At 71.8% G+C, this 24,254-nt stretch carries 27 protein-coding genes; 14 read left to right on the plus strand and 13 right to left on the minus strand.

Going from position 1 to position 24,254, the window contains the following annotated elements:
* Window positions 1–11: 11 nt before the first annotated feature.
* Window positions 12–719, plus strand: a complete 708-nt coding sequence (locus ACIP63_RS02195) for a DUF4191 domain-containing protein (protein WP_104784929.1) — start codon at window positions 12–14, stop codon at window positions 717–719.
* A 104-nt stretch (window positions 720–823) separates the two neighbouring features.
* Here the strand turns inward: ACIP63_RS02195 and ACIP63_RS02200 are convergent, their stop codons facing one another.
* Window positions 824–1,291, minus strand: coding sequence for an RDD family protein (locus ACIP63_RS02200; RefSeq protein ID WP_401510573.1), 468 nt, complete (start codon window positions 1,289–1,291; stop codon window positions 824–826).
* Window positions 1,292–1,513: 222 nt separating this feature from the next.
* Here ACIP63_RS02200 and glnA point away from each other — a divergent pair, with 222 nt between their 5' ends.
* Window positions 1,514–2,923 carry a type I glutamate--ammonia ligase gene (gene glnA / locus ACIP63_RS02205; RefSeq protein ID WP_104784933.1) on the plus strand — a complete coding sequence of 470 codons (1,410 nt, stop codon included), beginning with the start codon at window positions 1,514–1,516 and terminating at the stop codon, window positions 2,921–2,923.
* A 72-nt stretch (window positions 2,924–2,995) separates the two neighbouring features.
* Here the strand turns inward: glnA and ACIP63_RS02210 are convergent, their stop codons facing one another.
* Window positions 2,996–4,324 carry an NAD(P)-binding domain-containing protein gene (locus tag ACIP63_RS02210; protein WP_401510574.1) on the minus strand — a complete coding sequence of 443 codons (1,329 nt, stop codon included), beginning with the start codon at window positions 4,322–4,324 and terminating at the stop codon, window positions 2,996–2,998.
* Between the two features lie 103 nt (window positions 4,325–4,427).
* Between ACIP63_RS02210 and ACIP63_RS02215 the strand changes: the two genes are divergently transcribed.
* On the plus strand, window positions 4,428–4,793 hold the full coding sequence (locus tag ACIP63_RS02215; protein ID WP_401510575.1) for an ArsR/SmtB family transcription factor: 366 nt from the start codon (window positions 4,428–4,430) through the stop codon (window positions 4,791–4,793).
* A gap of 14 nt (window positions 4,794–4,807) precedes the next feature.
* Here the strand turns inward: ACIP63_RS02215 and arsB are convergent, their stop codons facing one another.
* Entirely contained in the window at window positions 4,808–5,935 is a 1,128-nt protein-coding gene (gene arsB, locus ACIP63_RS02220; RefSeq protein ID WP_401510577.1) for an ACR3 family arsenite efflux transporter, read from the minus strand.
* The gene (locus ACIP63_RS02225) at window positions 5,932–6,240 is read right to left on the minus strand and encodes an ArsR/SmtB family transcription factor (protein WP_401510579.1); all 309 of its coding nucleotides are present in this window, start codon (window positions 6,238–6,240) and stop codon (window positions 5,932–5,934) included. The genes arsB and ACIP63_RS02225 overlap by 4 nt, the downstream gene beginning before the upstream one ends.
* Before the next feature lie 92 nt (window positions 6,241–6,332).
* On the opposite strand from ACIP63_RS02225, the gene ACIP63_RS02230 reads away from it, so the two are divergent.
* A complete protein-coding gene (locus ACIP63_RS02230) occupies window positions 6,333–6,755 on the plus strand; it encodes an arsenate reductase ArsC (RefSeq protein WP_401510581.1) in 423 nt (140 codons plus the stop codon).
* Window positions 6,756–6,806: 51 nt separating this feature from the next.
* Here the strand turns inward: ACIP63_RS02230 and ACIP63_RS02235 are convergent, their stop codons facing one another.
* The 5 genes from ACIP63_RS02235 to ACIP63_RS02255 form a co-directional block, all read right to left on the minus strand.
* Complete coding sequence (locus tag ACIP63_RS02235) at window positions 6,807–8,555, minus strand: choline/carnitine O-acyltransferase (protein WP_401510583.1); 1,749 nt, start codon at window positions 8,553–8,555, stop codon at window positions 6,807–6,809.
* Between the two features lie 99 nt (window positions 8,556–8,654).
* Window positions 8,655–9,461: a class I SAM-dependent methyltransferase gene (locus ACIP63_RS02240; RefSeq protein ID WP_401510585.1), complete on the minus strand. Its 807-nt coding sequence runs from the start codon at window positions 9,459–9,461 to the stop codon at window positions 8,655–8,657.
* A 49-nt stretch (window positions 9,462–9,510) separates the two neighbouring features.
* Complete coding sequence (locus ACIP63_RS02245) at window positions 9,511–10,374, minus strand: arpA protein (protein WP_401510587.1); 864 nt, start codon at window positions 10,372–10,374, stop codon at window positions 9,511–9,513.
* Between the two features lie 89 nt (window positions 10,375–10,463).
* Window positions 10,464–10,715, minus strand: a complete 252-nt coding sequence (locus ACIP63_RS02250; protein WP_401510589.1) for a hypothetical protein — start codon at window positions 10,713–10,715, stop codon at window positions 10,464–10,466.
* A gap of 114 nt (window positions 10,716–10,829) precedes the next feature.
* A complete protein-coding gene (locus tag ACIP63_RS02255) occupies window positions 10,830–11,099 on the minus strand; it encodes a hypothetical protein (protein WP_401510591.1) in 270 nt (89 codons plus the stop codon).
* A gap of 119 nt (window positions 11,100–11,218) precedes the next feature.
* Between ACIP63_RS02255 and ACIP63_RS02260 the strand changes: the two genes are divergently transcribed.
* Window positions 11,219–11,578 (plus strand): arsenate reductase family protein, encoded by a 360-nt coding sequence (locus tag ACIP63_RS02260; RefSeq protein WP_401510593.1) that lies wholly within the window; start codon window positions 11,219–11,221, stop codon window positions 11,576–11,578.
* Between the two features lie 344 nt (window positions 11,579–11,922).
* On the opposite strand, the gene ACIP63_RS02265 is transcribed toward ACIP63_RS02260, so the two are convergent.
* The gene (locus tag ACIP63_RS02265) at window positions 11,923–12,846 is read right to left on the minus strand and encodes a Gfo/Idh/MocA family protein (protein ID WP_401510595.1); all 924 of its coding nucleotides are present in this window, start codon (window positions 12,844–12,846) and stop codon (window positions 11,923–11,925) included.
* Window positions 12,847–13,051: 205 nt separating this feature from the next.
* Here ACIP63_RS02265 and glnII point away from each other — a divergent pair, with 205 nt between their 5' ends.
* From glnII to ACIP63_RS02285, 4 genes are all read left to right on the plus strand, one after another.
* Complete coding sequence (gene glnII, locus ACIP63_RS02270; protein ID WP_393766253.1) at window positions 13,052–14,086, plus strand: glutamine synthetase; 1,035 nt, start codon at window positions 13,052–13,054, stop codon at window positions 14,084–14,086.
* A gap of 356 nt (window positions 14,087–14,442) precedes the next feature.
* Window positions 14,443–15,075 (plus strand): winged helix-turn-helix domain-containing protein, encoded by a 633-nt coding sequence (locus ACIP63_RS02275; protein WP_401510598.1) that lies wholly within the window; start codon window positions 14,443–14,445, stop codon window positions 15,073–15,075.
* Between the two features lie 177 nt (window positions 15,076–15,252).
* Entirely contained in the window at window positions 15,253–16,518 is a 1,266-nt protein-coding gene (locus ACIP63_RS02280; protein WP_401510600.1) for a sensor histidine kinase, read from the plus strand.
* Window positions 16,503–17,150, plus strand: coding sequence for a LuxR C-terminal-related transcriptional regulator (locus ACIP63_RS02285; RefSeq protein WP_401510602.1), 648 nt, complete (start codon window positions 16,503–16,505; stop codon window positions 17,148–17,150). The genes ACIP63_RS02280 and ACIP63_RS02285 overlap by 16 nt, the downstream gene beginning before the upstream one ends.
* A gap of 18 nt (window positions 17,151–17,168) precedes the next feature.
* Here ACIP63_RS02285 and ACIP63_RS02290 read toward each other — a convergent pair whose 3' ends face one another.
* Window positions 17,169–17,651, minus strand: coding sequence for a MarR family winged helix-turn-helix transcriptional regulator (locus ACIP63_RS02290; protein WP_401510603.1), 483 nt, complete (start codon window positions 17,649–17,651; stop codon window positions 17,169–17,171).
* Between the two features lie 69 nt (window positions 17,652–17,720).
* On the opposite strand from ACIP63_RS02290, the gene ACIP63_RS02295 reads away from it, so the two are divergent.
* Together ACIP63_RS02295 and ACIP63_RS02300 are read left to right on the plus strand one after the other, a co-directional pair.
* Complete coding sequence (locus ACIP63_RS02295) at window positions 17,721–18,272, plus strand: carboxymuconolactone decarboxylase family protein (RefSeq protein WP_401510605.1); 552 nt, start codon at window positions 17,721–17,723, stop codon at window positions 18,270–18,272.
* A 99-nt stretch (window positions 18,273–18,371) separates the two neighbouring features.
* Complete coding sequence (locus ACIP63_RS02300; RefSeq protein ID WP_401510607.1) at window positions 18,372–19,853, plus strand: DUF1996 domain-containing protein; 1,482 nt, start codon at window positions 18,372–18,374, stop codon at window positions 19,851–19,853.
* A gap of 36 nt (window positions 19,854–19,889) precedes the next feature.
* Here the strand turns inward: ACIP63_RS02300 and ACIP63_RS02305 are convergent, their stop codons facing one another.
* Window positions 19,890–20,324 carry a hypothetical protein gene (locus ACIP63_RS02305; protein ID WP_401512234.1) on the minus strand — a complete coding sequence of 145 codons (435 nt, stop codon included), beginning with the start codon at window positions 20,322–20,324 and terminating at the stop codon, window positions 19,890–19,892.
* A gap of 150 nt (window positions 20,325–20,474) precedes the next feature.
* On the opposite strand from ACIP63_RS02305, the gene ACIP63_RS02310 reads away from it, so the two are divergent.
* Window positions 20,475–22,400: a hypothetical protein gene (locus tag ACIP63_RS02310; RefSeq protein ID WP_401510608.1), complete on the plus strand. Its 1,926-nt coding sequence runs from the start codon at window positions 20,475–20,477 to the stop codon at window positions 22,398–22,400.
* A 53-nt stretch (window positions 22,401–22,453) separates the two neighbouring features.
* The gene (locus ACIP63_RS02315; RefSeq protein WP_401510610.1) at window positions 22,454–23,188 is read left to right on the plus strand and encodes a TetR/AcrR family transcriptional regulator; all 735 of its coding nucleotides are present in this window, start codon (window positions 22,454–22,456) and stop codon (window positions 23,186–23,188) included.
* Here ACIP63_RS02315 and ACIP63_RS02320 read toward each other — a convergent pair.
* Window positions 23,173–23,523 carry a 5-carboxymethyl-2-hydroxymuconate Delta-isomerase gene (locus tag ACIP63_RS02320; protein WP_401510612.1) on the minus strand — a complete coding sequence of 117 codons (351 nt, stop codon included), beginning with the start codon at window positions 23,521–23,523 and terminating at the stop codon, window positions 23,173–23,175. The genes ACIP63_RS02315 and ACIP63_RS02320 overlap by 16 nt on opposite strands.
* A gap of 114 nt (window positions 23,524–23,637) precedes the next feature.
* Between ACIP63_RS02320 and ACIP63_RS02325 the strand changes: the two genes are divergently transcribed.
* Window positions 23,638–24,183, plus strand: coding sequence for a YciI family protein (locus ACIP63_RS02325; RefSeq protein ID WP_401510614.1), 546 nt, complete (start codon window positions 23,638–23,640; stop codon window positions 24,181–24,183).
* Window positions 24,184–24,254: the final 71 nt, after the last annotated feature.

Below are 24,254 nucleotides of genomic sequence, written 5' to 3' on the forward strand. Positions count from 1 at the left end.
AACTTCCGTACATGGCGAGGAAGGCAAACACTGACGGCGCGGACAGCGCCGAGAACGCGGGGCGGCTCAAGCAGATCGCCCTGACCTACAAGATGACCAGGCGGTCGGACCCCAAGGTGGGTCTCGTCGTCGCGGGTGTGGGAATCGTCACCTTCGGTGTCCTCCTCGCCATCGGTTTCCTGATCGGTCACCCGGTCTACGCGGGCATCCTGGGCTTCGTCCTGGCCTTCCTCGCGATGGCGATCATCTTCGGACGGCGTGCCGAGCGCGCGGCCTTCGGTCAGATGGAGGGACAGCCCGGCGCGGCCGCGGCGGTGCTGGACCGGGTCGGCCGCGGCTGGACCACGACCCCGGCCGTCGCGATGAACCGCAGCCAGGACGTCGTCCACCGGGCGGTCGGCAAGGCCGGCATCGTCCTGGTGGCGGAGGGCAACCCGAACCGGGTGAAGAGCCTGCTGGCGGCCGAGAAGAAGCGGATGGCCCGCATCGTCGTGGACGTGCCGGTGCACGACATCATCGTCGGCGACGGCGAGGGCCAGGTGCCGCTGAAGAAGGTGCGCACCACGATGCTGAAGCTTCCGCGGGTCCTGACCGGCCCGCAGGTGACCGCCGCCAACGACCGGCTCCGGGCGATGGGCGACCTGATGAGCAACATGCCGCTGCCCAAGGGCCCGATGCCGAAGGGCATGCGGATGCCGCGCGGCGGAAAGATGCGCTGACCGAGCACGAACGCGGAAGAGCGGCCCCGGACGATGTACGCGTCCGGGGCCGCTCTTCTGCGTCCGCGTCTTCTTCTTCGTACGTGCTCGGGGGTGCGGGCGCCTCAGATGCGGACCTGGACGGCGCGGGCGAGCCGGTCGTGGAGGCCGCGGCTGTCGCGGTCCCAGACGATGGCCGGGATCACCAGGAGGAGCAGCACGCTCCGTACGACGACCCGCACGACGCCCAGCCGTCCGCCGTCCTCGGCGATGACCCGCAGGCCGAGAATCCGCTTGCCCGGGGTGGAGCCGACGGTTCCGACCGTCAGGAAGCTCATGACGAGGAAGACGCCGAGCGCCCAGTTCCCCGCCGACTGCTGGTCACCACGAGCGAGCAGGCCGTATGCGATCACCATGCACAGGGCCCAGTCGATGAAGAGGGCCCCGAAACGGCGGCCCAGCGGGGCGACGGACCCCGGGCCTCCCTGGGGCAGACCGAGGCGCTCGCCCCGGTAACCGAAGTCGGCGCCCATCTCCTCGGCCGCCGCGCGCGGCCCCGAGAGCCACGATCCGATTGCTTGCCTGTTGTCCACCCGACCACGGTACTGCGCCCGCGTTTGTACCCGGCCGGGCGGGGCACCGAACACGTCGTCGAGGTGCTGCCCACGGCCGCCCTGGTTAACTTGTGCGAAACAAATGGGTCATGCTGGAGAAATCCCGTCTGCCTATGGTCGGGTCCAGCGTGTGCCACCGCACTGGCCACACAAACGAGCTGCAACCCCGCCCTTTCCCGGGTCGGGAGTAGGAGGAGTTGGATGTTCCAGAACGCCGACGAAGTCCAGAAGTACATCGCCGACAACGACGTCAAGTTCGTCGACGTCCGGTTCTGCGACCTGCCGGGTGTGATGCAGCACTTCACGATCCCGGCGGCGTCCTTCGACCCGGCCGAGGAACTGGCCTTCGACGGCTCGTCGATCCGCGGCTTCCAGGCCATCCACGAGTCGGACATGGCGCTCCGTGCGGACCTGTCCACGGCCCGTGTCGACCCGTTCCGCCGCGACAAGACGGTGAACGTCAACTTCTTCATCCACGACCCGATCACCGGCGAGCAGTACAGCCGTGACCCGCGGAACGTGGCCAAGAAGGCCGAGGCCTACCTCGCCTCGACCGGCATCGCCGACACCGCGTACTTCGGCCCCGAGGCCGAGTTCTACGTCTTCGACAACGTCCGCTTCCAGACGTCGGCGAACGAGAGCTTCTACCACATCGACTCCGAGGCCGGCGCCTGGAACACCGGTGCGGTCGAGAACAACCGTGGTTACAAGGTCCGCTACAAGGGCGGCTACTTCCCGACGCCGCCGGTCGACCACTTCGCCGACCTGCGCGCCGAGATCTCCATGGAGCTGGACAAGAACGGCCTCCAGGTCGAGCGCCAGCACCACGAGGTCGGCACCGCCGGCCAGGCCGAGATCAACTACAAGTTCAACACGCTGCTCGCCGCGGCCGACGACCTGATGCTCTTCAAGTACATCGTGAAGAACGTCGCCTGGCGCAACGGCAAGACCGCGACCTTCATGCCGAAGCCGATCTTCGGTGACAACGGCTCGGGCATGCACGTCCACCAGTCCCTGTGGTCCGGCGGCTCCCCGCTCTTCTACGACGAGCAGGGCTACGCGGGCCTCTCGGACATGGCGCGCTACTACATCGGCGGCATCCTGAAGCACGCCCCGTCGCTGCTGGCCTTCACCAACCCGACGGTGAACTCCTACCACCGTCTGGTCCCGGGCTTCGAGGCGCCGGTCAACATGGTGTACTCGCAGCGCAACCGCTCCGCCGCGATGCGCATCCCGATCACGGGCTCCAACCCGAAGGCGAAGCGCGTCGAGTTCCGCGCCCCCGACCCGTCCTCCAACCCCTACCTGGCGTTCTCGGCCCTGCTGATGGCCGGCCTGGACGGCGTCAAGAACAAGATCGAGCCCCCGGAGCCGATCGACAAGGACCTCTACGAGCTGGCCCCCGAGGAGCACGCGGGCGTCCAGCAGGTCCCGACGTCGCTCCCGGCGGTCCTCGACGCGCTCGAGGCCGACCACGAGTACCTCCAGGCCGGCGGCGTCTTCACGCCCGACCTGATCGAGACGTGGATCGACTACAAGCGCACGCACGAGATCGCCCCGATCCAGCTGCGCCCGCACCCGCACGAGTTCGAGCTGTACTTCGACCTCTAGACACGCAGCGGGTCGCAGGAACATGAGCGAGGGCCGCCATCCCCTGGTCGGGATGGCGGCCCTCGCTCGTCGTCATGCCGGAAGGGCTCCGGCGACCGGAGCGCAGCAGCCACCGCCGTCGCTCCGTCCTTCGGCGGGTTCGTCGAAGAGTCCCGCGCCGCCGCACACTCCGGTCTCGGGAAGGGCGAGTGCGACGCGGTCGGCGGACCCGGTGTCACCGGCGATGGCGGCGGTGACCGAGCGGACCTGCTCGTGGCCGGTCATGGCCAGGAAGGTCGGGGCACGGCCGTAGGACTTCATGCCGACCAGGTAGAGGCCCTGTTCGGGGTGGGACAGTTCGCGGTGGCCGTGGGGGTGAACGGTGCCGCAGGAGTGCTGGTTCGGGTCGATGAGCGGGGCAAGCTCCACCGGTGCCTGAAGACGTTCGTCCAGGGCGAGGCGGAGCTCCGACAGGAACGACAGGTCGGGGCGCAGTCCGGTCAGGACGATGACCTCGTCCACCGGGTCGAGGCGCCGGCCGTCCTCACCGGCCAGGACCAGGCGGCCGTCGTCGAGGGCTTCGACGGCTTCGGTGCGGAAGCCGGTGACGGCGTCCGCGTACCCGTCGTGGACCGCGGCCTCGGCGGCCAGGCCCAGGGCACCGCGGGCGGGGAGCTGGTCGGCGCTGCCGCCGCCGAAGGTGGAGCCACTGATGCCGCGGCGCAGGATCCACACGGAGTGGGTGCCGGGTTCGTTCTTCGCGAGCTCGGCGAGACCGGCCAGGGCGGTGAACGCGGAGGCTCCGGAGCCGATGACGGCGGTGCGCTTTCCCGCGTACCGGGCGCGGACGGCGGGGTCCCTCAGGTCGGGGACGCGGTAGGAGACGCGGGCGGAGGCGGCGCGTTCGCCGAGGGCGGGGAGGCCGTCGGCGCCGGCCGGGCCGGGGGTGGACCAGGTGCCGGACGCGTCGATCACGGCCCTGCCCAGCATCCGCTCCTCGCCGCCGTCGGCGCGTGTGAAGCGGATGGTGAAGGGCTGCTGCTCCCGGTCGGCGTCGACGATCCGGTCGCGGCCGAGGCGGGAGACTCCGGTGACGGTGGCGCCGTAGCGGACCCTGTCCCCGAGGACACCCGCGAGCGGCTGGAGGTACCGCTCGGCCCAGTCCCGCCCCGTCGGGCACGTGCTCGCGTCGGGCCTGGACCAGCCGGTGGGCGCCAGGAGCTTCTCGGCGGCCGGGTCGGTGAGCTCGCTCCAGGTGGAGAAGAGCCGTACGTGCGACCAGTCGCGCACCGCGGTGGCCGCGGTGGGTCCGGCCTCGATGACCAGTGGTTCGATGCCGCGCTCCACGAGGTGCGCGGCGGCCGCCAGCCCGGTGGGCCCGGCGCCGATGACGACGACCGGCAGGTCTGCTGTGGTGGTCATGTCGGTGATGCCCTCCAGGACGGGCGACCGCTCCCGGCCGCTGATTCGATGTCTGTCTATATGAAGCCTGGCACTTTGCATCGACGAGTGTCAACATAGACGCATGTCGAATTCAGAGCGCGTGGAGCTGCCCGTCCTGGACGCGGGTGCCGCGGTGCCGTGCTGCCCGCCGATCACTGCGGGAGAGCTGTCGCAGGACGACGCGGAGCGGATGGCCGTGATGTTCAAGGCACTGTCCGACCCGGTGCGGCTCCGCCTCTTCTCCAAGGTCGCCTCGCACCCCGGCGGCGAGGCGTGCGTGTGCGACATCTCCGACGTCGGCGTCTCCCAGCCGACGGTCTCCCACCATCTGAAGAAGCTGCGCGAGGCCGGTCTGCTGACGTCGGAGCGGCGCGGGACCTGGGTCTACTACCAGGTCGCCCCGTCCGTGGTGGCGGCCATGTCCGCCCTGCTCGACCTGCGCGTCTGATCGCGGGTGCCGCGTCAGACCTCCCCGCCCCGCGTGGTGAGGCCCGCGGAGGCGAACCTCCTTCGCCAGGCCAGCGCGACGTACACGAGTCCGATCAGGACGGGGACTTCGATGAGCGGGCCGACGACACCGGAGAGCGCCTGGCCGGAGGTGACGCCGAAGGTCGCGATGGCGACGGCGATGGCCAGCTCGAAGTTGTTGCCCGCCGCGGTGAACGCCAGCGTCGCGGTGCGGTCGTAGGCCAGCCCCAGGGACTTGCCGAGGAGGAAGCTGCCGAAGAACATGATCGCGAAGTAGACGAGCAGCGGCAGTGCGATCCGTACGACGTCCAGCGGTTGCGAGGTGATGGTCTTCCCCTGGAGCGCGAAGAGGATGACGATCGTGAACAGCAGCCCGTACAGCGCCCAGGGACCGATCTTCGGCAGGAACTCCGCCTCGTAGCTCTCGCGGCCCTTTTTCCGCTCGCCGATGCGGCGGGTGAGGAAGCCGGCGAGCAGGGGGACGCCGAGGAAGACGACGACGTTCAGCGCGATGTGCCACACGGACACATCCAGGCCCTGCCCGTCGCCGAGGCCCAGCCACCGGGGCAGCAGGTCGAGGTAGAACCAGCCGAGCAGGCCGAACGCGACGACCTGGAACACGGAGTTGAGGGCGACGAGGACCGCCGCGGCCTCGCGGTCGCCGCAGGCCAGATCGTTCCAGATGATGACCATGGCGATGCAGCGGGCGAGGCCGACGACGATCAGGCCGGTGCGGTACTCGGGCAGGTCGGGCAGGAAGATCCACGCCGGGGCGAACATGACCGCGGGGCCGACGATCCAGTTGATGACCAGCGAGGAGACCAGCAGCCTGCGGTCGCCGGTCACGCGGCCGAGCCGGTCGTAGCGGACCTTGGCCAGCACCGGGTACATCATCACCAGCAGGCCGAGGGCGATGGGCAGGGAGATCCCGCCGATCTCGGTCCTGGCGAGCGCGTCGTTCATCCCGGGGACCAGCCGGCCCAGCCCCAGCCCGACGGCCATGGCCAGCAGGATCCACACCGCGAGGTAGCGGTCGAGCGTGGACAGCTTCTCGACGACCGAGCCGCCCTCACCCCCGGTGCGGCCGGCGGCGGGGGCCGTGGCGACCCGCTCGCCGGTCACGGGCAGGACCTCTTCTTCCCGGCCGTCGTACGGGCGGACTCGGCGAGCGCCGCGAACTGTTCCGAGAGGCCGGAAAGAACCTCGGGGCGCAGCTTGTAGTAGGTGAAGCGGCCACAGGGCTCCGCCTCCACCACTCCGGCCTCACGCAGGACCTTCATGTGGTTGGAGAGGTTGGTCTGCTTGGCTCCGGTCTCCTCGACCAGGTGGGTCGTGCACAGGGTCTCGCGGGCCAGCAGGGTCACGATCCGGAGGCGGAGCGGATCACCCAGCACCCGGATGAGATCAGGATCCACTGAAGTCAGCATGCGCTGATACTGTCACATCATTCTTTGCTGATATCCAGGGGCTGAAGTCATGTGCGGCCGGTCCAGCCGTACGACAAGAGAGAGCGAGCACCATGGCCGACTCCTCGGGCAAGCCGTCCGTCCTCTTCGTCTGCGTCCACAACGCCGGCCGCTCCCAGATGGCGGCCGCCTGGCTGACCCACCTGGCCGGGGACCGCGTCGAGGTCCGCTCCGCCGGCTCGGACCCGCGCGCCTCCGTCAACCCGGCCGCCGTCGCGGCGATGGCCGAGGCCGGCATCGACATCTCGGCCGAGACTCCCAAGGTCCTGACCGTCGACGCCGTACGCGAGTCGGACGTGTGCGTCACCATGGGCTGCGGCGACACCTGCCCCGTCCTCCCCGGCAAGCGCTACCTCGACTGGCAGCTGGAGGACCCGGCCGGCCAGGGCGTGGAAGCCGTGCGGCCGATCCGCGACGAGATCAGGGCCCTGGTCGAGGGCCTGATCGAGGAGATCGCCCCGGAGGCCACGGCCTGAGCGGGCCGGAGTGCGCTCGCCCGGCCCGCCCCTTCCCTTCCGTATCTCCGGTCAGTCCGCGAGGAGTTCGCGTAGTTCGGTCACCGCCTCGCGGAGGTGGTCGCCGAAGGCGTGCATCTGGCCGGCCACCGCCTGCGGGGTGCTCAGGTAGAGGTTGAAGCGGTCCGGCAGCAGGACGTAGGCGACGCCGATGCAGCGGCTGCTCGTGGAGCCGAAGCCGAAGTACTGGATGTTCTCGGACGGCGCCGAGCTCGTGCTCAGGTAGTCGTCGCGCAGGGTGAGCCAGCCCGGGGAGCGGTACAGCGCGGGCTGTTCGTCCACGCCGAGTTCGTGGCCGCGACGGCGCTGGATCAGTTCGAGCTCCCAGAGGTGCTGCTCGGGGGCCTCGCCCGCCTGGCACTCCTTCGCCCGCGCCACATGGGCCCCGGCGGCGGCCCGGAAGGCGGCGCGGCGGGTGTCGCGGTCGGCCGTCGGATCGTCCATCGCCGCGACGAAGGCGGGCATCTCGGGGGTGACCACGCGCATCGCCTCGGTGCGGCCGTGGCGGTACTGCCGGGTGGCGATCGACTCGTACGTGGCTCCCAGGTGGCCCTTGGCGCGCAGGTGGGCCAGCTGGTACGCGACCTGGACGAAGGCGTCGGGGGACACTCCGAGCGCCTTGGCCGCCGTACTGCCGAAGTCCTCGAACGACACGGTGCGGGTGGCGGTGGCGTCGCCGTACGCGGCGAACTCCTCGGCCGCGGTGCGCACCCGCGCCCGCTGGGACGCGTCTAGTTCGAAGGTCAGGGGGCGCGGGGCCGGCTCGCCCTGGGGGCGGGCTCCGGAGAGGCGGGAGTGCTCGTCCGGCGTGGTGCCGAGCAGGGCGTCGGTGAAGCTGAGGATGGTCGTCCCGTCCAGCTCGCAGTGCTCGACGTTGATGCCGGCCCGGCCGTCCGCGAAGACGACGAAGGAGACGGCCTTGTCGAACCAGCGGTTGCCGCGGTCGCCGTACAGCAGTTCGTCGCACGCGGCCTGGGTGTCCTGGGGTGCGAAGTCCTCCAGGCAGACGCAGAAGAGCGCGGTCTCGATGTCGTCCAGCGTGCGGGCGTTGCCTGGGTGGCCGTCGACGAGGGAGGCCCGGGTGGCCGCCCACTCGGCGCGCGCCATGGTGGTGAGGTGGCCGGCCCGGTCCTCCTCGGGGGTGTGGACGTCGGCCTTGGTGACGGCGCGCAGCCCGGCCTCGATCTCGTCGAGGCTGTGCGGCACCCCGTCGGGGCCGAGCACGTCCAGCCGGAACATGGTGCCGCGGAAGAACACGACGATGTGCCGGGCCGTGGACGGCCCGGGCGCCTGCTCGCTGTACGGGGCGCGCACCGTGTCCAGCGGCACCCCGGGGATGCGGGTCGTGGAGAAGAGGTACGCGTTCTGCACCATCGACTGGGGAACGCCGCGCTGCTCCACCGGCGCGATCAGCCCCTCGTCGAGCCGCCGCTTGTAGTGCAGCGCCCCCGCGACGAGCCCGGCCGCCCGGTCGAGCTGCCCCTGCCCGGTGTCCTGGAACAGGAAGAAGAAGTTCGCGTTGAGCGCGATCCGGTCCCGGCGGCCGAGGTAGCGGTACGGCCAGAAGGTGTCGAGCCAGCTGTGCACACCCTCCGTGGCGTCGTACTCCTCCAGCGCCGCGTGCAGCGTCCGGCCGGGGCCGTCGGGCCGCAGGAAGGCGGCGACCTCGGCCTCCGTCGCGGCCCGCTCCTCGGCGGTCAGCAGTGGGGCGCACCAGGCGAGGAACCTCTCGCAGCTCGCCTCGACCGTGGGCAGCGGCACTCGCGGAAGGCTTCCTTCACGGGCGAAGGTCGCGCCGGCTGCTGCTTCCTGACTGACGTTCAATGCGGCTCTCTTCTCGGTGAGTGGGGATGGTGGGGTCTACCGGTGCTGCGGCCTGGAGAGATGGAGCTGGGCGTAGAGCCAGCCTTCCTCCTCCAGCCCGCTCGCGTCCACACCGGCCGCGGCGAGACCGTCCAGGACGCCCTGCCGCTCCTGCGGGCCCGCGAACCGCCGCTGCCTGAAGACCCCGTCGACCCGGGTCGTCCGGTAACCCAGCTTTTCTAGGGCCTTCTCGACGGGGTCGAAGGGGAACATCCGCAGCACGAAGTGCGCCATCCAGGGGAGGCGGCCGTCCTGTGCCTCGACGACACGGACGAGGGTGCGCTCGGTGACGTAGCCGATGCAGCCCGTCGAGATCACCAGGTCCGTCCCGGCGAGCAGGTCGCGCTGCGCGGGAGTGGGGTCGCCGGCCTCGAGGTCGGCGTTGACGGTGTCGTCGAGGAATCCGGCCTCGTGGGCGTAGGCCAGTGCGTCGGCGGAGGCGTCCAGGCCGGTGAAACGCAGGCCCTGCGCGGGGCTCCGGGAGCGGGAGAGGTCGCGGTCGCGCTCCAGCAGCCCGGCGCGGGTGCCGGGGCCGCTGCCGTCGTAGCGCGCGTACAGCTCGTCCATCGTGGCGTCGTACTTGAGCAGGGCGGCGTTGATCCCGTACGAGCAGCCGATGTCCAGCACGCGAGGGACGGCGACCTGTTCCGTCTCCCGGTACTCCTTGACGAGCTTGTCGAAGTAGGGCTTGGCCAGTTGGGGCACGCAGTAGCCGAGCGGGCGGAGCACCTGGAAGTACGTGCGGGGGTCGGGCGCGGTGTAGATGTGGTCCAGCGAGACTTTTCCGGACGCGTCGAGACGCAAGGGGTTCTCCTCGTGGGGCGCGTGGCGGTGCCTGAACCGTTCGCCTGGACTAGTCCAGGAGCTGGTCACCCCGTACGGCCCGGCCTTCCGCCGCCAGGTGTTCGGGCAGTACGCGGCCGAAGAGCTGCCGGGTGCGCGACACGCTCCCGATGACCCCGGGGCGCTCGCTGTAGGCGAAGATCGCGCTGTGGCGCGCGAGGTCGCCCCGGACGGGGCTGACCCGGTGCAGCGAGTAGCGGCCCATGAACAGCTGGAGGTCGCCCGGGCGCAGGGGCAGGCGCTCCGGCGTGCCCTTGCCGTCCAGGACGTCCAGGACGTCGTCGAAGCGCTCGTCGTCGGCGGACCTGATGTTCGGGCAGTACTCGAACGATCCGCCCTCCTGTGCCTCCTGGGTCAGCATGCTGACCGTGTACTCGTTGGTGTCGAAGTGCCAGGGGTGCTCCATGCCCGGCCGTACGACGTTGAGCACCAGCCCGGAGAGCGGGTCGGCGAGTTCGTGGAGGCGGGGCAGTCCGAAGCAGTCGGCGACGAAGCGCTGGAACGCCTCGTGGGCGTAGAGCCGGCCGATGAGGGAGCCCCGGGGGATGTGGTCGCGGGCGACGAACGCGTTGCCGCGCTCGAAGGTGCGGCGGCCGGGGTGGTGCTCGGGCAGGTCCTCGTCCACGTCGATGTTGTAGACGTTGACCGTCTCGACGTCGAAGTACGCGTGCGGGGCGAGGGCGGCGCACTCATGTCGCAGGACCTCCTGGAGCGGAGGGCGGACGAAGTCCGGCAGTACGGTGCAGCCCGCCTCGGCCAGTTCGCGCCTCGCCCGCGCCACCACGGCGCGGGCCCGTGGGCTCCCGGGTTCCGACAGGGGGTAGTGGTCCGTGTCGACCACCTGGTCGAGCGTGATGGCTCGCAGAGTGCTCATTCGACCCTCTCACGCGTGGACGTCGGTAACTCAACTGGCGAGTAACAGAGTTGAAGTTCCCACAGCACTGCTGTGTTGTCTGTGACACGTCACACTTCCGGAGTGCGTGTGCGGTGGCCGGAGGCCCTTTCCGGCCGCGCCGTCGCCCCAGCGGAAGAGTGGGCGGGCGCCGGCTCCGCGAGCAGTTCGGGGACCGGCGAGGGGAGTTCGGGCAGCTTTCTGGGCTCGACCGCCATCAGCACCGTGGGCAGGGTGACCGTGCGCGGCGGGGTCATCACCCGCGCGAGCCGCTCGCGCGGGTCAGCCTCGAAGCCGAAGCCGCCCGCGAGGGCTCTCCTCACCGCAGGAGACGAGCTGTGCGGGAAGGGACTGCCAGGCGGCCTCATCCGCGTCCCGCACGGCGGCGGAACCGCCGTCCGTGCCCCCGGCTCCTCCGGGGGCACGGACGGGCCGGGTCAGCGGCCGTAGCGGATCAGGGCACGGACCATGCGGCAGGTGGTGTCGGACGGCGGGTGGATGGCGAGACGGTCCGCGGTCGCGCGGATGCGGGCGTTGTCGGCGCTCGACGGCTGGTACACCCCGGTGTCGAGCAGGGCTATCGCCAGGCGCATGGCCTTCAGGCGGCGGTTGTGGGAGACATACCACTCGCGGGGCCGGCCCGCGGGGAGCGGCTTCTTCCGCAGCGGCTCGTGGAGCGGCTGGGTCGTGACTGTGGCAACGGCCATCGGCAACCTCCTGGCACGGTGGTGGAACCCTCACGAACTACCCCCATTTTACTGCCCACCACTGACAATCGCCCCTGGCCAGAGGGGTTTTCGGGGACCCCTCCCGTACCCTGGGCCCCATGGAGATCTGGATCAATCCCGCCTGTTCCAAATGCCGCAGCGCGGTCAGCCTGCTCGACGCGGAGGGTGCCGATTACACGGTCCGCCGCTACCTGGAGGACGTGCCCTCGCCCGAGGAGATCCGGGCCGTGCTCGGCCGTCTCGGACTGGAGCCGTGGGACATCACCCGGACCCAGGAGGCGGAGGCGAAGGAGCTCGGGGTCAAGGAGTGGCCGAGGGACGCCGGTTCGCGCGAGCGGTGGATCGCGGCGCTGGCCGGACACCCGAAGCTGATCCAGCGTCCGATCATCACCGCGCAGGACGGTTCGGCCGTGGTGGCGCGGACGGACGAGGCGGTACGGGACGCGCTGGGTCGCTGAGGAAGACCTCGACGTGGCGGCTGATCCCGGCCGCCCCGGGGGCACCCAGCGGCATGGAGTGATGGGTGGCTCCCCCGACCGTCACCGTGCCGGCGCGCGGGAGCAGCCGGCCGACGGCCGCGGCGACGCGTCCCGCGTCGTGGGCGCGGCTGTCCTCGGCGAGCGTCTCCCGCGCCTCGCGGCGCTTGCGGTGATCGGCCCGGCGCCGCGGCTCGCCCTGCCCGCGGCGGCCCGCGCCCTCTCCTCGGAGATTCGTCTTCCGGCGTCCGGCCCCGCACGGTCCGGACGCCGGCACCATAACCGGCCGTCCTGACCTGCTCCTGGGCCGTGACGAGCGGATCAGATCAGGCCCGTCCCACCGCTTCCTCGGCCTGCGCGAGCACCTCGGTGAGCCGCAGCCCGAACCGTACGTCGCAGGGGTGCGCCACCCCCGTACGTGCCGCGTCGGCCAGCGCGTCCACGGCCGCCCCGAACGCGCCGAGCGCGTCCCCGCCTCCCGTCGGCAGGGCGGACACGCCCCGCTCGCCCCGGAATTCGACCTCGGTCCCGGCCGCGCCCTCCGGTGCGCCCAGGGCGAGCGTCACCGTGCTCGACGCGCCGGAGGTGTGGCGCAGCAGCAGTTGGGTGGTGTCGGCCGGGCCGCGGGCCGCGACCACCTCCGTCACATCGCCCAGGACCGGGATCAGGACCGAGAGGGCGTGCGGGCCCACGTCCCAGAGGCCGCCCTTCTCGCGGCGCCAGGGCGAGGCGCCGAACTCGCTGCTCGCACCCGGGGCGAACAGCGCGCCCATCCACAGCGCGCGTGCCGTGAACCAGCCGCCCGCCGCTGCCTGCTCGGCGATCCACCCGGCCGTGCCCTCGGCGAAGCGCAGCGTGCAGAAGACCACGGAGGCGACCCCGGCCCGCTCGGCGGCGTCGGCGACCGCGCGTGCACCCGCCACGGTGGTGGCGACGGGCTTGTCCAGCAGGAGGTGGCATCCGGCCTCGGCGGCGCGCGCGGCCAGGGGGGCCTGGACGTCGGGCGGCACGGCGAACGCCACCGCGTCGCTCGCGGCCAGGAGCGCGTCGACGCCCGCCTCGCCGGTGTACGCCTCGGTGCCGTGGGCTGCGGCGAGCGCGTCCGCCGCTTCGGGGCGGCGCCCCCATACGCCGCTCAGCACGGCTGCGGGGTGGGCGGCGAGGGCGGGGGCGTGGGTGAGGCGCGCCCAGGGGCCCGCCCCGACGAGGCCGATGCGCAGCGGCGCGGCGGAATCCGGGTGTGTGGTCATGCCGCCAGTCTGCCCGGACCGGATCGCCGGTGCGGAACGTATCCAGTGCGCCGCTGGGTGAGACGGCGTCGGGCGGCGGGGACCTGCCGTCGGGTGCCTTCGCGAAACCTCGGTAACACGGGGTTCACATTCGGGCAACGGTCGGGAAATCGCGCCTTGCGAAGCTGCGCACCATAGACCGCAGCACCCGCAAAGGATGGCGTCCGTGACGTTCAAGGCTGAGTACATCTGGATCGACGGCACCGAGCCGACCGCCAAGCTTCGTTCCAAGACGAAGATCATGGCCGGGAGCCCTTCGAAGGCCGTGGCGGATCTGCCCATCTGGGGCTTCGACGGTTCGAGCACCAACCAGGCCGAGGGCCACGCCTCCGACCGGGTCCTGAAGCCGGTCTTCGCGTGTCCGGACCCGATCCGCGGCGGGGACGACATCCTCGTCCTGTGCGAGGTCTTCCACATCGACATGACTCCGCACGAGTCCAACACCCGCGCCTCGCTGCGTCCGGTCGCCGAGCAGTTCGCGGGCCAGGAGCCGATCTTCGGCATCGAGCAGGAGTACACCTTCTTCGACGGACACCGTCCGCTCGGCTTCCCCGAGGGCGGCTTCCCGGCCGCGCAGGGCGGCTACTACTGCGGTGTGGGCTCGGACGAGATCTTCGGCCGCGAGATCGTCGAGAAGCACCTGGACAACTGCCTGAAGGCGGGCCTCGCGATCTCCGGCATCAACGCCGAGGTCATGCCCGGCCAGTGGGAGTTCCAGGTCGGTCCGGTCTCGCCGCTGGAGGTCTCCGACCACCTGTGGATCGCCCGCTGGCTGCTCTACCGCACCGCCGAGGACTTCAACGTCTCCGCGACCCTCGACCCGAAGCCGGTCAAGGGCGACTGGAACGGCGCGGGCGCGCACACCAACTTCTCCACGAAGGCGATGCGCGAGGGTTACGAGGCGATCATCACCGCGGCCGAGTCGCTCGGTGAGGGCTCGAAGCCGATGGACCACGTCAAGAACTACGGCGCGGGCATCGACGACCGCCTGACCGGCCTGCACGAGACCGCCCCGTGGAACGAGTACAGCTACGGCGTCTCCAACCGCGGCGCCTCGGTCCGCATCCCGTGGCAGGTCGAGCAGGACCAGAAGGGCTACATCGAGGACCGTCGCCCGAACGCCAACGTCGACCCGTACGTGGTCACGCGGCTGATCGTCGACACCTGCTGCACCGCGCTGGAGAAGGCCGGCCAGGTCTGATCCGTCATCGGCTCGGCACGAAGGGGCGTCCGCTCGCGGGCGCCCCTTCGGCGTGCCCGGCCGGTGCGGGAGGCGCCGTGAGGAACCTGACACGGCGGCCCGTATCGACGGGTGAGAGGACTCTCCTGCGCGGCGGCAATCTCTGCTTCAATGGGGACATGGCCAGCTTCCAGCACACCGCGTCGGGTCGCAGCGACCTCGAGCCGTTCTGGCCCTCTCGTCAGCACCATGACTTCGACCGGGTGTGTTGCCGCGCGTGGAACGCGCAGGCCCTCTAAAGCCGCATCACCCCGGCCTTCGGCCCGCGCGCACGACGTACGTCCTGGACGACTCCTCGCGCGAAAGAGCTGACCCTCATGGCGAACACCCGTACCTTCTCCACCGCTTCCGCCGCCACCGCGGCGTCCGCGGTGCCCGCTGCGGCCACCACCAACGCCCGCAACACCCTTTCCCCCAACCGCCACCGGCTGCGTGCCGTCGACCGTGACGAGGTCGTCGAGCTCTCCGACGTCGCCGGCTTCCTGCCGCCGGGCGCCACCTGGCTGCCCGCACCCCAGCACACGCTGCCCGCCCTGCCGGGCCGGCCTCCGATGGTCGGCTACCTGGTGCTCGTGCCCGCCGACCAGCAGCCCGCTCTGGCCGGCGCCGTGGCCTCCGCCCGGAACCGGGAGTCCGTTCCGGAGCCGGCCGTGGCCGACGCCCCGGCCGGCGGCCCCGTGCGGATCGACTCGTCGCGGCGCACCGCCGCCGTGGACGGCGTCACCCTCGACCTCACGTACCTGGAGTTCGAGCTGCTGGCACACCTGGTGGCACACCCGCACCGGGTGCACACCCGGGACCAGCTGGTGACGACGGTCTGGGGTTACGGGCACGTGGGCGACGGGCGCACCGTCGACGTCCACGTGGCCCGGCTGCGCCGCAAGCTGGGCGCCGAGCACCGCCGGTCGATCCAGACCGTGCGGCGCGTGGGCTACAAGTACGCGCCCTGATCGCACACCGCTCGTACGGGAGGCCCCGGGTTCTTCCCCGGGGCCTCCCGCCGTTCCGACGGTGGTGCCAGGTACACCCCGGCCGGGGGCCGGAACGGCTGACGGCGCCCCTCGTGCACGGGCGAGACTGGGTGCCGAACGGGATCCGATGTGGACCCGGCGAGGGGAGACACCACCATGAAGTCGGCACAGAGCCGGGTACGGACCGCGATGCTCACCGGAGGGCGGGCGTTCGTCCTCTCCTTCGCGAGCATCGCGGGCTCGGTCACCCTCTTCGTCCTGTCGGTCCTCTCGATCACCTTCGTCGTGCTCGGTGTGGGGCTGGTCACCACCCCGTGGGTCCTGGGAGCCGTGCGCAAGCACGCCGACCGGCGCCGGCTGCTCGCGGCGAGCTGGGCGGACATCCGCATCCCGGTGCCCTACCGGCCGTTCCCGAAGGATGTGCGCTCCGGGTTCACCGGGCAGGTCGAGCGCACCACCCTCCTGCTGAAGGACCCCGCCACCTGGCGGGATCTCCGGTGGCTGCTGATCGACATGACGGCGGGGTACGTCCTGCTGGTCCTCACCTTCGGCCTGCTGGTCTGGCCGCTGGAGGGCCTCGTCCTGGCGGCGGGACTGTGGCGGGTCTTCGAGGACGACGCGTACTGGTACGGATTCGTGCCGGTGGACAGCCAGATGACGGGCCTGGCCGCAGCGGCGCTCGGCATCGTGCTCTTCCATGTCGGGCTGTTCGCGAGCAAGCCCCTGCTGCGCCTGCACTTCGTCCTCGCCCGGTCGGCGCTGTCGCCCACCCCGGAGGAGCTCGCGCAGCGCATCGACCGTCTCACCGAGACCCGGCACGAGGCCGTGGACACGGCGGCGTCCGAACTGCGGCGCATCGAGCGGGATCTGCACGACGGGGCGCAGGCCCGGCTGGTCGCCATGGGCATGAACCTCGGCACCATCGAGGCGCTCATCGAGAAGGACCCGGCGGAGGCCAAGAAGCTGCTGGCGATGGCCCGCACGTCCTCCGCGGAGGCCCTGACCGAGCTGCGTGATCTCGTACGGGGCATCCACCCGCCGGTGCTCGCCGAACGCGGGCTCGGGGACGCGGTGAAGGCGCTGGCCCTGCGGCTGCCGATCGCGTCGGAGGTGACCGTGGAGCTCGGCGGCCGGGCCGGGGCGCCGGTCGAGTCGGCGGCGTACTTCGCGGTGAGCGAGATCCTGACGAACGCGGTGAAGCACTCCGGAGCCGACCGCCTCTGGGTGGACGTGCACCACGCCGAGGGCATGCTGCGGATCTCCGTCACGGACAACGGCAAGGGCGGTGCGACCGTCGGAACGGGCTCGGGACTGAGCGGAGTCGAACGCCGGCTGGGTACATTCGACGGCGTCCTGGCCGTCAGCAGTCCTGCGGGCGGTCCCACCATGGTGACCATGGAGATCCCTTGCGCGTTGTCCTAGCCGAAGATCTCTTCCTGCTCCGCGACGGCCTCGTGCGCATGCTGGAAGCCTACGATTTCGAGATCGCGGCGGCGGTCGAGTCCGGGCCCGAACTGACCAAGGCCCTGGCCGAGCTGGAGCCGGACGTCGCCGTCGTCGACGTCCGGCTCCCGCCGTCCCACACGGACGAGGGCCTCCAGTGCGCGCTGGCCGCCCGCCGCCGCAGACCCGGGCTCCCGGTGCTCGTCCTGTCGCAGCACGTGGAGCAGCTGTACGCCCGGGAGCTGTTGGCCGACGGTGACGGCGGGATCGGCTATCTGCTGAAGGACCGGGTGTTCGACGCCGACCAGTTCATCGACGCCGTGCGCCGGGTCGCCGCAGGGGGTACGGCGATGGATCCCCAGGTTATCTCGCAGCTGCTGTCGCGGCGTTCGGCGGACGAGCCGATGGGCGGCCTGACGCCCCGGGAGCGTGAGGTCATGGAGCTGATGGCACAGGGCCGTTCGAACGTGGCGATCGCGTCGCAGCTGGTGGTCACGGAGCGGGCGGTGGCCAAGCACACCTCGAACATCTTCGGCAAGCTCGGCCTGCCCGTCTCGGACGACGACAACCGGCGCGTGCTCGCGGTCCTGGCCTACCTCGACCGGGGCTGAGCGCACGTCCGGCTCCGCTCAGCCGGCGAACCAGCGCTCCGCGTCCAGCCGGAAGGCGGCCGCGGGTGCCATCCTCCGCAGGTCCGCCTCCAGGGCCCCGACCCGCTCCGCGCCGAGCTCCTGGACCCACTCCGCGCGGAGCCGGTCGAAGCCCTCGGCGGATCTGGCCAGCATGTCGACGCCGCGCGCGGTGAGCCTGACCAGTTTGCGCCGGCCGTCGCCGGGGTCGTCGGCCCGTTCGACGTATCCGAGGCCCTCCAGCTTGTCGACCGTCTTCCCCGCCGCCTGCTTGGAGACTCCCAGCCGACGGCCGATCTCACTGGCGCTCGCACCCTCCCGCCCCACCGCCTGAAGCGCGAAGCCGTAGGCAGGGCGCACGTCCGGGTGGCCGTGGGCGGCCAGGTCGCGGTGCAGGGCGTCGATGACCGACCGGAAGCCCGCGAACAGCAGCAGGGGCAGCTCGAATCCCGCCTCTTCTCCTCCGCTCCTCTCCTCAGCCATTGCACATCTCGACAACCTGGTTTACTTTTTCGACAATCACGTTGTCGAGTTTACCGCGAGGGGACCGCCATGTCCGGTACACACTTCCCCGATCACACCATCGGCTCGGCGCCGCAGGCGTCCCGCCGCACCATGGAGGCCATGGCCGCCAAGCAGGGGGGCCGTGTCCCGTCCGCCGTGGCCCGGCTCGCCACGTCGCCGGAGACGCTCCACGGCTTCCTCCAGGCGAGCGCGGCCTTCGAGTCGAGCACGCTGGACCCGCTGTCCCGCGAGGTCGTCGTCATGACGGTGGCCACGCGCAACGACTGCCACATCTGCGTGGAGATGCACACGGGGAGACTGCGGTCGCTCGGCGCGGCACCCGAGCTCGTCGCGGCGCTGCGGGCCTCCGCCTCCGACGGGCGGCCCCTGCCGGACGAACGGCTGGAGGGCGTACGGCGGTTCACCCTCGCGGTCCTGGAGTCGGCCGGTGCGGTCGGGGACGAGCGCCTCCAGGACTTCCTGTCGCTCGGCCACACCCCGCGCAACGCCCTGGAGGTGGTTCTCGGCATCGGCGCCTACACGATGTCGACGCTGGCCAACCGCCTGACGGGGGCGCCGGTGGAGGCCGTGCCGGTGTAGTCCGCCCGTACGAATTCCGCGGTGTGCTGAACGGGCGGGGCTGTCGGTCCGTATGGGACGTCACGCTTCTGACTCGAAGCACCGGAGCGGAGGAGTTCCATGGGACGCACATCGCGCAAGAAACGTTCGACGCTCGCCGGCCGGGCCGTGGCCGCCGCGGCCGCCCTGGCCCTGGGCGGAGGTGGACTGGTCGCCGTCAATGTCTACGCGAGCGCCGGAGAGGGCGGGTCCGGCCCGCCTCCGGCCCGGGCCGGGGACACGGCCCGCCAGATGTCCACCATCGACTGTCCCGACGCGGGGATCGCTCTTCCCGACGTGCCGGACGGGGCGCGGCCGGAGGTCGACCGCGAACTGGCCGCCATGGATACGCAGATCACCGACGCGTACCGGGAGTTCGCGGACCGCAGGGAGCGGATCGCCCGGGATCCGGCGCTCGCAGGGAACGCGGTGCTCGGTCCGCTGAGGAGCAGGCGGGCGGCCAGCCTCGAACGGATCCGGATCGCCGTCGAGCGGGCCCGGGGCGAACAGCCGCAGGGCCTGGAGGGGCTCGCGGGATGCAGCCTGCGCGCCGACGACGAGCAGGGCCAGGACGGCGGGGGCGGGGACGGCGAACAGGGCGGCGAGGGCGAAGGGCAGGAGGGCGGCCAGGGCCAGGGGGACGACCAGGACCAGGGCGGCGGACAGGGTCAGCAGGGCAACGGCCCCGAGGCGTCCGACTTCGTCGACATCCGGTCCGTGCAGCCCCGCACCGACCGCCCCCGTAACCGCAGGGGCGCCTCCCGGGGTACGTTCACCACCGACTGCGGCCGCAACGAGAACGGCAAGTTCAACCCGGACAACGTCATCGCCGCCCCGGGCGTGAGCAACGGCGCCCACCACATGCACGACTACGTCGGCAATCAGGCCACCGACGCCTTCGCCGGCGACGACGACCTGGCCGCCGGAGAGACGACCTGCCGCAACCAGGGCGACCGGTCCACGTACTACTGGCCCGTGCTCCGTCTGCAGAACGGCCAGGACGAGGACGACGTGGACGCGGACGGCGGCGGCAAGGACCAGAACACCGGGGAGATCCAGACCCCGTCCCAGGTCACGCTGAAGTTCACCGGCTCCCCCGCCGGGAAGGTCACGGCCATGCCGCGCTTCCTGCGGATCATCACCGGGGACGCCAAGGCCTTCACCAACGGCGACGCCAATGCCAACGCGTCCTGGAGCTGCACCGGTTTCGAGGACAGGCAGCTGAAGGACAAGTACCCGATCTGCCCGGAGGGCAGCCAGGTGGTGCGGTCCTTCGCCTTCCAGAGCTGCTGGGACGGGCGGAACACCGACAGCGCCAACCACCGCACCCATGTGGCGTTCGCCCAGGACGACGGGCGGTGCCCGGACGGCTTCAGGGCCGTCCCGCAGCTGGTCCAGCGCATCGTGTACGACGTCCCGCCCGGCCCGGGCTTCGCCGTGGACTCCTTCCCGGAGCAGCTGCACAAGCCCGTGACCGATCACGGCGACTTCATCAACGTCTTCGACGACGCGTTGATGAAGAAGGTGGTGAGCTGCGTCAACGGCGGGCGCAGGTGCCGCTGACCCCGCGGCCCCTCCCTGCCCCTTCTACCTGCGCGGTCAGCTCCCGTGGTGACCGGAGTGCCCTTCCTCGCTCCCCCCACTGCCACTGCTCCCCGAGTGGTGCGGCGAGGCGGTCTCCACCGTCCCCCCGAGCCGGCCGCGCAGCGCCGTGACCACGTCCGCGTCACCGACCGCGACCCACTTGCGCCCGACCAGATACGAGCCGCCGTAGTCGTTGGCCTCGTTGATCCACTCGCGCTGGCCGCGGTCGGTGGCGAAGGTCGCCAGCACGTAACGCCCGTCGCCCGTCACGCAGTTGGCCTGCCTGAGCTCCTCGGCGTCGGTCTGCACGTCCGGCCGGCACCGTGCCTTCGACGCGAGCTGCTCCAGGGTCCCGCTCGCGGTGGGCGGCACGGCGGGCTTGTCGTCACCGTCCGCTCCCCCGCCGCACGCGGTGAGCAGTCCGATCCCCGTCAGCACGGCCACGGTCATCCGGCCGGCCCGCCGTCGTCGCCACTCCCGCTGCTCCGCCATGCGGCCATCGTGCCCCGGGGCCCCCGGCTCCCGGGGGGAAACCGCGCAACCCGCTCCGGAGCGCGCGCGCCGGAGTGACCATCGCACCATTCGCTCGTTCAGCTGAATATGCCCCCACTGCGAGCAGTACCGCCGTCCGCCGGCCGCCCGTATGCGGAGCAGGCCGCCGGGGAGCGGGCCGAGGCCACGCCGGCCGAGCACTACGCCCGGCTGGTGCGGCTCGCGTATCTCGTGCTGGCCCCCTCCCTCGGCCGTAACCGGCGGGTGCTGTCGGCCCACTGGCTCGTCCAGCGCGCCCTGGCCGGCGGGAAGGGCTCGGACCCGGGGAGCGCGTACGCGTACGTACGTCTCCGGGTGCTGCGTTCCGCGCTGGAGGCGGGGCTGCCGCTGCTCCGGTTCGGCCGGCCTCGGCGGGCGCAGTTCCCGCCGCTGGTGCCGCAGGTGTGGGGGCTGCGGCTGTTCCCGCACTCCTGCGGCGCGGACGAGCTGGCTCTGGAGCAGACGCTGGCCGAGACGTCGGGGCCCTGCCGGGCCGCGCACGTGCTGCGGGGGCTCGAAGGGCTCGGCGACGCCGAGGTGTGCCGGGTTCTGGAGGCGGCGGGTGTCGACGACCCCCGGGCGGCGCTGCTGGAGGCCGACGCGCTCACGGCGCCCCACACCCTGCTGGCCTCACCGGAATTCGACCCGTGCTCGTTGCAGGTCAGGCCGACCGATCCGGTCCGCCGCCGGCGGCGCGGGCGGGCCCTTCTGGCCGGCGTCGGCGCCCTGCTGGTCTGCGGGACGCTGGTGCTGATGCCGGGGGACGGCCTGGGCGGCCCCGACGCCTCTTCGGCGCCGCTGTACTCACGCAACCACGCCGCCCAGCAGGCCCTGGACCCGGGCGAGTTGCGCCGGGTGCCCGGCGGGCTCTGGCGGGGCTCCACGCGCAGGGACTTCACCGTCTGGCCCACGCGCGGCGACCGGGCCGGGGACACCGGCCTGCTGGGCCGCGCCCTCGCCGCGTGGGCGCGGCCCGGCCCGGCGGTGACCGCGTCGGCGACGCCCGGGACGCCCGACGGGCCGCCGATGGGACCACCGCAGCTGCTGTATGCGGGCGAGGTGGGCCGGGCCACCGTGGTGCTGTTCCACGACGGCCTGCGCGTCGTGCGCTACGCCGAGCCCCGCAACGCCGATCCGTCCGGGGGTGCCGCGCTGGACTTCGCCCGGGTGGACGGCGCGGACGCCGTGGCGGCGAGTGCCCTGGTGGTGCAGCGCCATGCCGGCCGGATCCGCTATCTGACCGCGCCCTGGGTGCGGGGCGTCGGCGTACGTGACCTGCTCGCGCCGCACGAGGCGGCCCGGCCGCTGGCCCGGGACCGCCACGGGGTGACGGACCCGCTGACGCTTCCGCAGACCGAGGAGGGTGGCCGGGCCGACTGCCGTTCCTGGCAGGCCCTGGAGATGCGGGACGACACCGCGGCACGGCTGATGACGGATCTCGGGGAGCTCACTCCCGTACGCCTCACCTCCGGTGCGCCGTCCGCCCCGCACGACGTGGCGGGCCGGGCCGAGCGGGAGAGCTGGGCGCGCACGGCCTGTCTGCTGCCGGCGGTGCGGTCCAACGGCGTGCGGTCGGTGAACTCCTGGCGGTACGCGAAGCAGCGGCTGCCGGAGGGAGGAGGGGACGCCCTGTGGTTCTGCACCAGGGCGGACACCTGGCGGGGCACGGGCAGCAGGGTCCTGGCCCAGTTCCAGGCGCCGCCCGAGCTCTCGGGGGGCGCCGGGGCGCCGGCGGCGGTCGCGGCCCGCGCCGCGGACTCGCCGGACTGCGGGATACGCAGGCCCCGGGTGCTGGCGGGTGTGCTCTGGAGGTCGGACGGCGGCCGGTGGTACGTACTGGCGGCGGGCTCACGGCAGTTCGCGGCCCTGACCGCGACCGGCGGCGTGCGGGGCATGACTCACGGGCGGCTGCTGGCACTGCCGGCCAGGGAGGGTGACCGGCCCCGGCTGGACGGGGTGCTGGCGGACGGCAGCCGGGTGGGCTCCCTGCGCTGAGACCGGGGCGGGCAGGCGCAGGTCACCTGCCCTGTCCCGTTAGGCTGTTCGGCATGACGACCGGGGTGCGCCGCAGGATGGGCGTCGATGAGCGCAGGGCCCAGTTGATCGGCGTCGCGCTGGAGTTGTTCAGTCACCGCTCGCCCGACGACGTGTCCATCGACGAGATCGCGGCGGCGGCCGGCATCTCGCGCCCGCTCGTCTACCACTACTTCCCGGGGAAGCGCAGTCTGTACGAGGCGGCGCTGAAGCGGGCCGCCGACGAGCTGTCGGGCCGCTTCCTGGAGGCGCACGAAGGGCCCCTGGGGGCCCGCCTGATCCGGGTGATGCGCCGGTTCTTCGACTTCGTCGAGGAGCACGGTCCGGGCTTCGCCGCCCTGATGCGGGGTGGCCCGGCCGGCGGTTCCTCCCAGGCCGACGCCCTGGTGGACGGGGTGCGGCAGGCGGCGTACGAGCAGATCATCGCGCATCTCGGCGTCCCGCACCCGCCTGCCAGGCTGGAACTCGTCGTGCGGTCCTGGGTGTCGCTGGCCGAGTCGACGGCGCTGCTCTGGCTCGACGGCAAGCGCATCCCGCGTGGAGAGCTGGAGTTGCAGCTGGTGCACGACTTCGCGGCGCTGGCGTCGGTGAGCGCCGCGTACGACCAGGAGATGGCCGGCATCATGCTGCGGGTCTTCGCGCAGGAGCCGGCGGACGGCCCGTTCGGCGAACTGCTCTCCAGGCTCTCGGTCCTGGCCCCCGCCGCCCCGGCCGTCCCGCCGCAGCGGCTTCCTCAGTCCTTGCGGTAGGACGCGTCCAGGTCCCGCACCTCGGCCGAGGCGTGGACGGTGAGGCCGTCGACCGGCTTCAAGTACCCGGACAGCAGCTCCAGGACGGCCTCCGTCAGCCGCGCCTTGATCTCGGGGGTCCGGCCGGGCAGCATCGCGATGGAGACGTTCACGAGGGAGTCGCCGGCCGGGGCGTCACCGACGACGGAGTCCTCGGCCCTGCGGAAGCGGGTCTTGCAGGCGGGGACCTTCGTGGAGACGGTCTCGGCGACGAGCGGGTGCAGGGCGAGGGCGAAACCGCGCCGGTCGAAGCTTTCGTCGAGCTCGGCGGAGTAGTCGACGGTGATCTGCGGCATCAAGCGCTCCTGATCGCGGGTACGAGTACGCATACGTGTACAGCGTGCACGCACGTGTACGGCATCAGCTTCGCGTGATCCCGCCGCCCGCACAAGTGAGCGCAGACTGTGGGCATGGAGTTCTTCTGTTACCACCGCGACCGGCCCGGCTCCCTCACGTTACGCAACGAGCTGGTGGAGGAGCACTGGTCCTACATGGACCGGTACGCCGAGGAGCTGATCGCTCGCGGCCCGACCTTCGCCGACGACGAGACACCCACCGGCAGCGTGCACATCGTCGACCTGCCCGATGCCGCCACCGCCCGCGCGTTCGCGTTCGACGAGCCCAACTACCAGGCCGGCGCCTACCGGGACGTACTGCTGCGCCGGTGGCGCAACCTGCTGGGGCGCACCATGTGGGAGTTCCCCGGCGACCGCACCCGTGGCAACCGCTACCTGGTGCTCGGCCTCGGCTCGGGCCGGCCCGCCGACCTCGAGGTGCCGCCCGGCCGGGACGACCTGATCGCGTACGGGCCGCTGCTGTCCGACGACGGCGCCACCTGGCTGGGTACGGCGGTGCTGCTCACGGCCTCCGACCCGGATATGGCGCGCGCCGTCCTGACGGCGGACCGGTATGCCGCCACAGAAGTTCATGACTGGGACTTCGGCGGGCGCAGGTGACCGGCCGAGGACGGCGGGAGTCCGCCCCCTGCCGCCGTAGTACTCACGTGAACGCGGTCACCCCGCAGAAC

Source organism: Streptomyces sp. NPDC088746 (assembly GCF_044751065.1).
Classification (GTDB): domain Bacteria; phylum Actinomycetota; class Actinomycetes; order Streptomycetales; family Streptomycetaceae; genus Streptomyces.

Bases quoted from the DNA above. Each gene is read 5' to 3' on its own strand.
- ACIP63_RS02195 (WP_104784929.1), top strand. From the start codon at position 12: ATGGCGAGGAAGGCAAACACTGACGGCGCGGACAGCGCCGAGAACGCG.
- glnA (WP_104784933.1), top strand. From the start codon at position 1,514: ATGTTCCAGAACGCCGACGAAGTCCAGAAGTACATCGCCGACAACGAC.
- ACIP63_RS02210 (WP_401510574.1), bottom strand. From the start codon at position 4,324: ATGACCACCACAGCAGACCTGCCGGTCGTCGTCATCGGCGCCGGGCCC.
- ACIP63_RS02215 (WP_401510575.1), top strand. From the start codon at position 4,428: ATGTCGAATTCAGAGCGCGTGGAGCTGCCCGTCCTGGACGCGGGTGCC.
- ACIP63_RS02225 (WP_401510579.1), bottom strand. From the start codon at position 6,240: ATGCTGACTTCAGTGGATCCTGATCTCATCCGGGTGCTGGGTGATCCG.
- ACIP63_RS02230 (WP_401510581.1), top strand. From the start codon at position 6,333: ATGGCCGACTCCTCGGGCAAGCCGTCCGTCCTCTTCGTCTGCGTCCAC.
- ACIP63_RS02245 (WP_401510587.1), bottom strand. From the start codon at position 10,374: ATGAGCACTCTGCGAGCCATCACGCTCGACCAGGTGGTCGACACGGAC.
- ACIP63_RS02255 (WP_401510591.1), bottom strand. From the start codon at position 11,099: ATGGCCGTTGCCACAGTCACGACCCAGCCGCTCCACGAGCCGCTGCGG.
- ACIP63_RS02260 (WP_401510593.1), top strand. From the start codon at position 11,219: ATGGAGATCTGGATCAATCCCGCCTGTTCCAAATGCCGCAGCGCGGTC.
- ACIP63_RS02265 (WP_401510595.1), bottom strand. From the start codon at position 12,846: ATGACCACACACCCGGATTCCGCCGCGCCGCTGCGCATCGGCCTCGTC.
- ACIP63_RS02275 (WP_401510598.1), top strand. From the start codon at position 14,443: ATGGCGAACACCCGTACCTTCTCCACCGCTTCCGCCGCCACCGCGGCG.
- ACIP63_RS02280 (WP_401510600.1), top strand. From the start codon at position 15,253: ATGAAGTCGGCACAGAGCCGGGTACGGACCGCGATGCTCACCGGAGGG.
- ACIP63_RS02290 (WP_401510603.1), bottom strand. From the start codon at position 17,651: ATGGCTGAGGAGAGGAGCGGAGGAGAAGAGGCGGGATTCGAGCTGCCC.
- ACIP63_RS02295 (WP_401510605.1), top strand. From the start codon at position 17,721: ATGTCCGGTACACACTTCCCCGATCACACCATCGGCTCGGCGCCGCAG.
- ACIP63_RS02300 (WP_401510607.1), top strand. From the start codon at position 18,372: ATGGGACGCACATCGCGCAAGAAACGTTCGACGCTCGCCGGCCGGGCC.
- ACIP63_RS02305 (WP_401512234.1), bottom strand. From the start codon at position 20,324: ATGACCGTGGCCGTGCTGACGGGGATCGGACTGCTCACCGCGTGCGGC.
- ACIP63_RS02310 (WP_401510608.1), top strand. From the start codon at position 20,475: ATGCCCCCACTGCGAGCAGTACCGCCGTCCGCCGGCCGCCCGTATGCG.
- ACIP63_RS02315 (WP_401510610.1), top strand. From the start codon at position 22,454: ATGACGACCGGGGTGCGCCGCAGGATGGGCGTCGATGAGCGCAGGGCC.
- ACIP63_RS02320 (WP_401510612.1), bottom strand. From the start codon at position 23,523: ATGCCGCAGATCACCGTCGACTACTCCGCCGAGCTCGACGAAAGCTTC.
- ACIP63_RS02325 (WP_401510614.1), top strand. From the start codon at position 23,638: ATGGAGTTCTTCTGTTACCACCGCGACCGGCCCGGCTCCCTCACGTTA.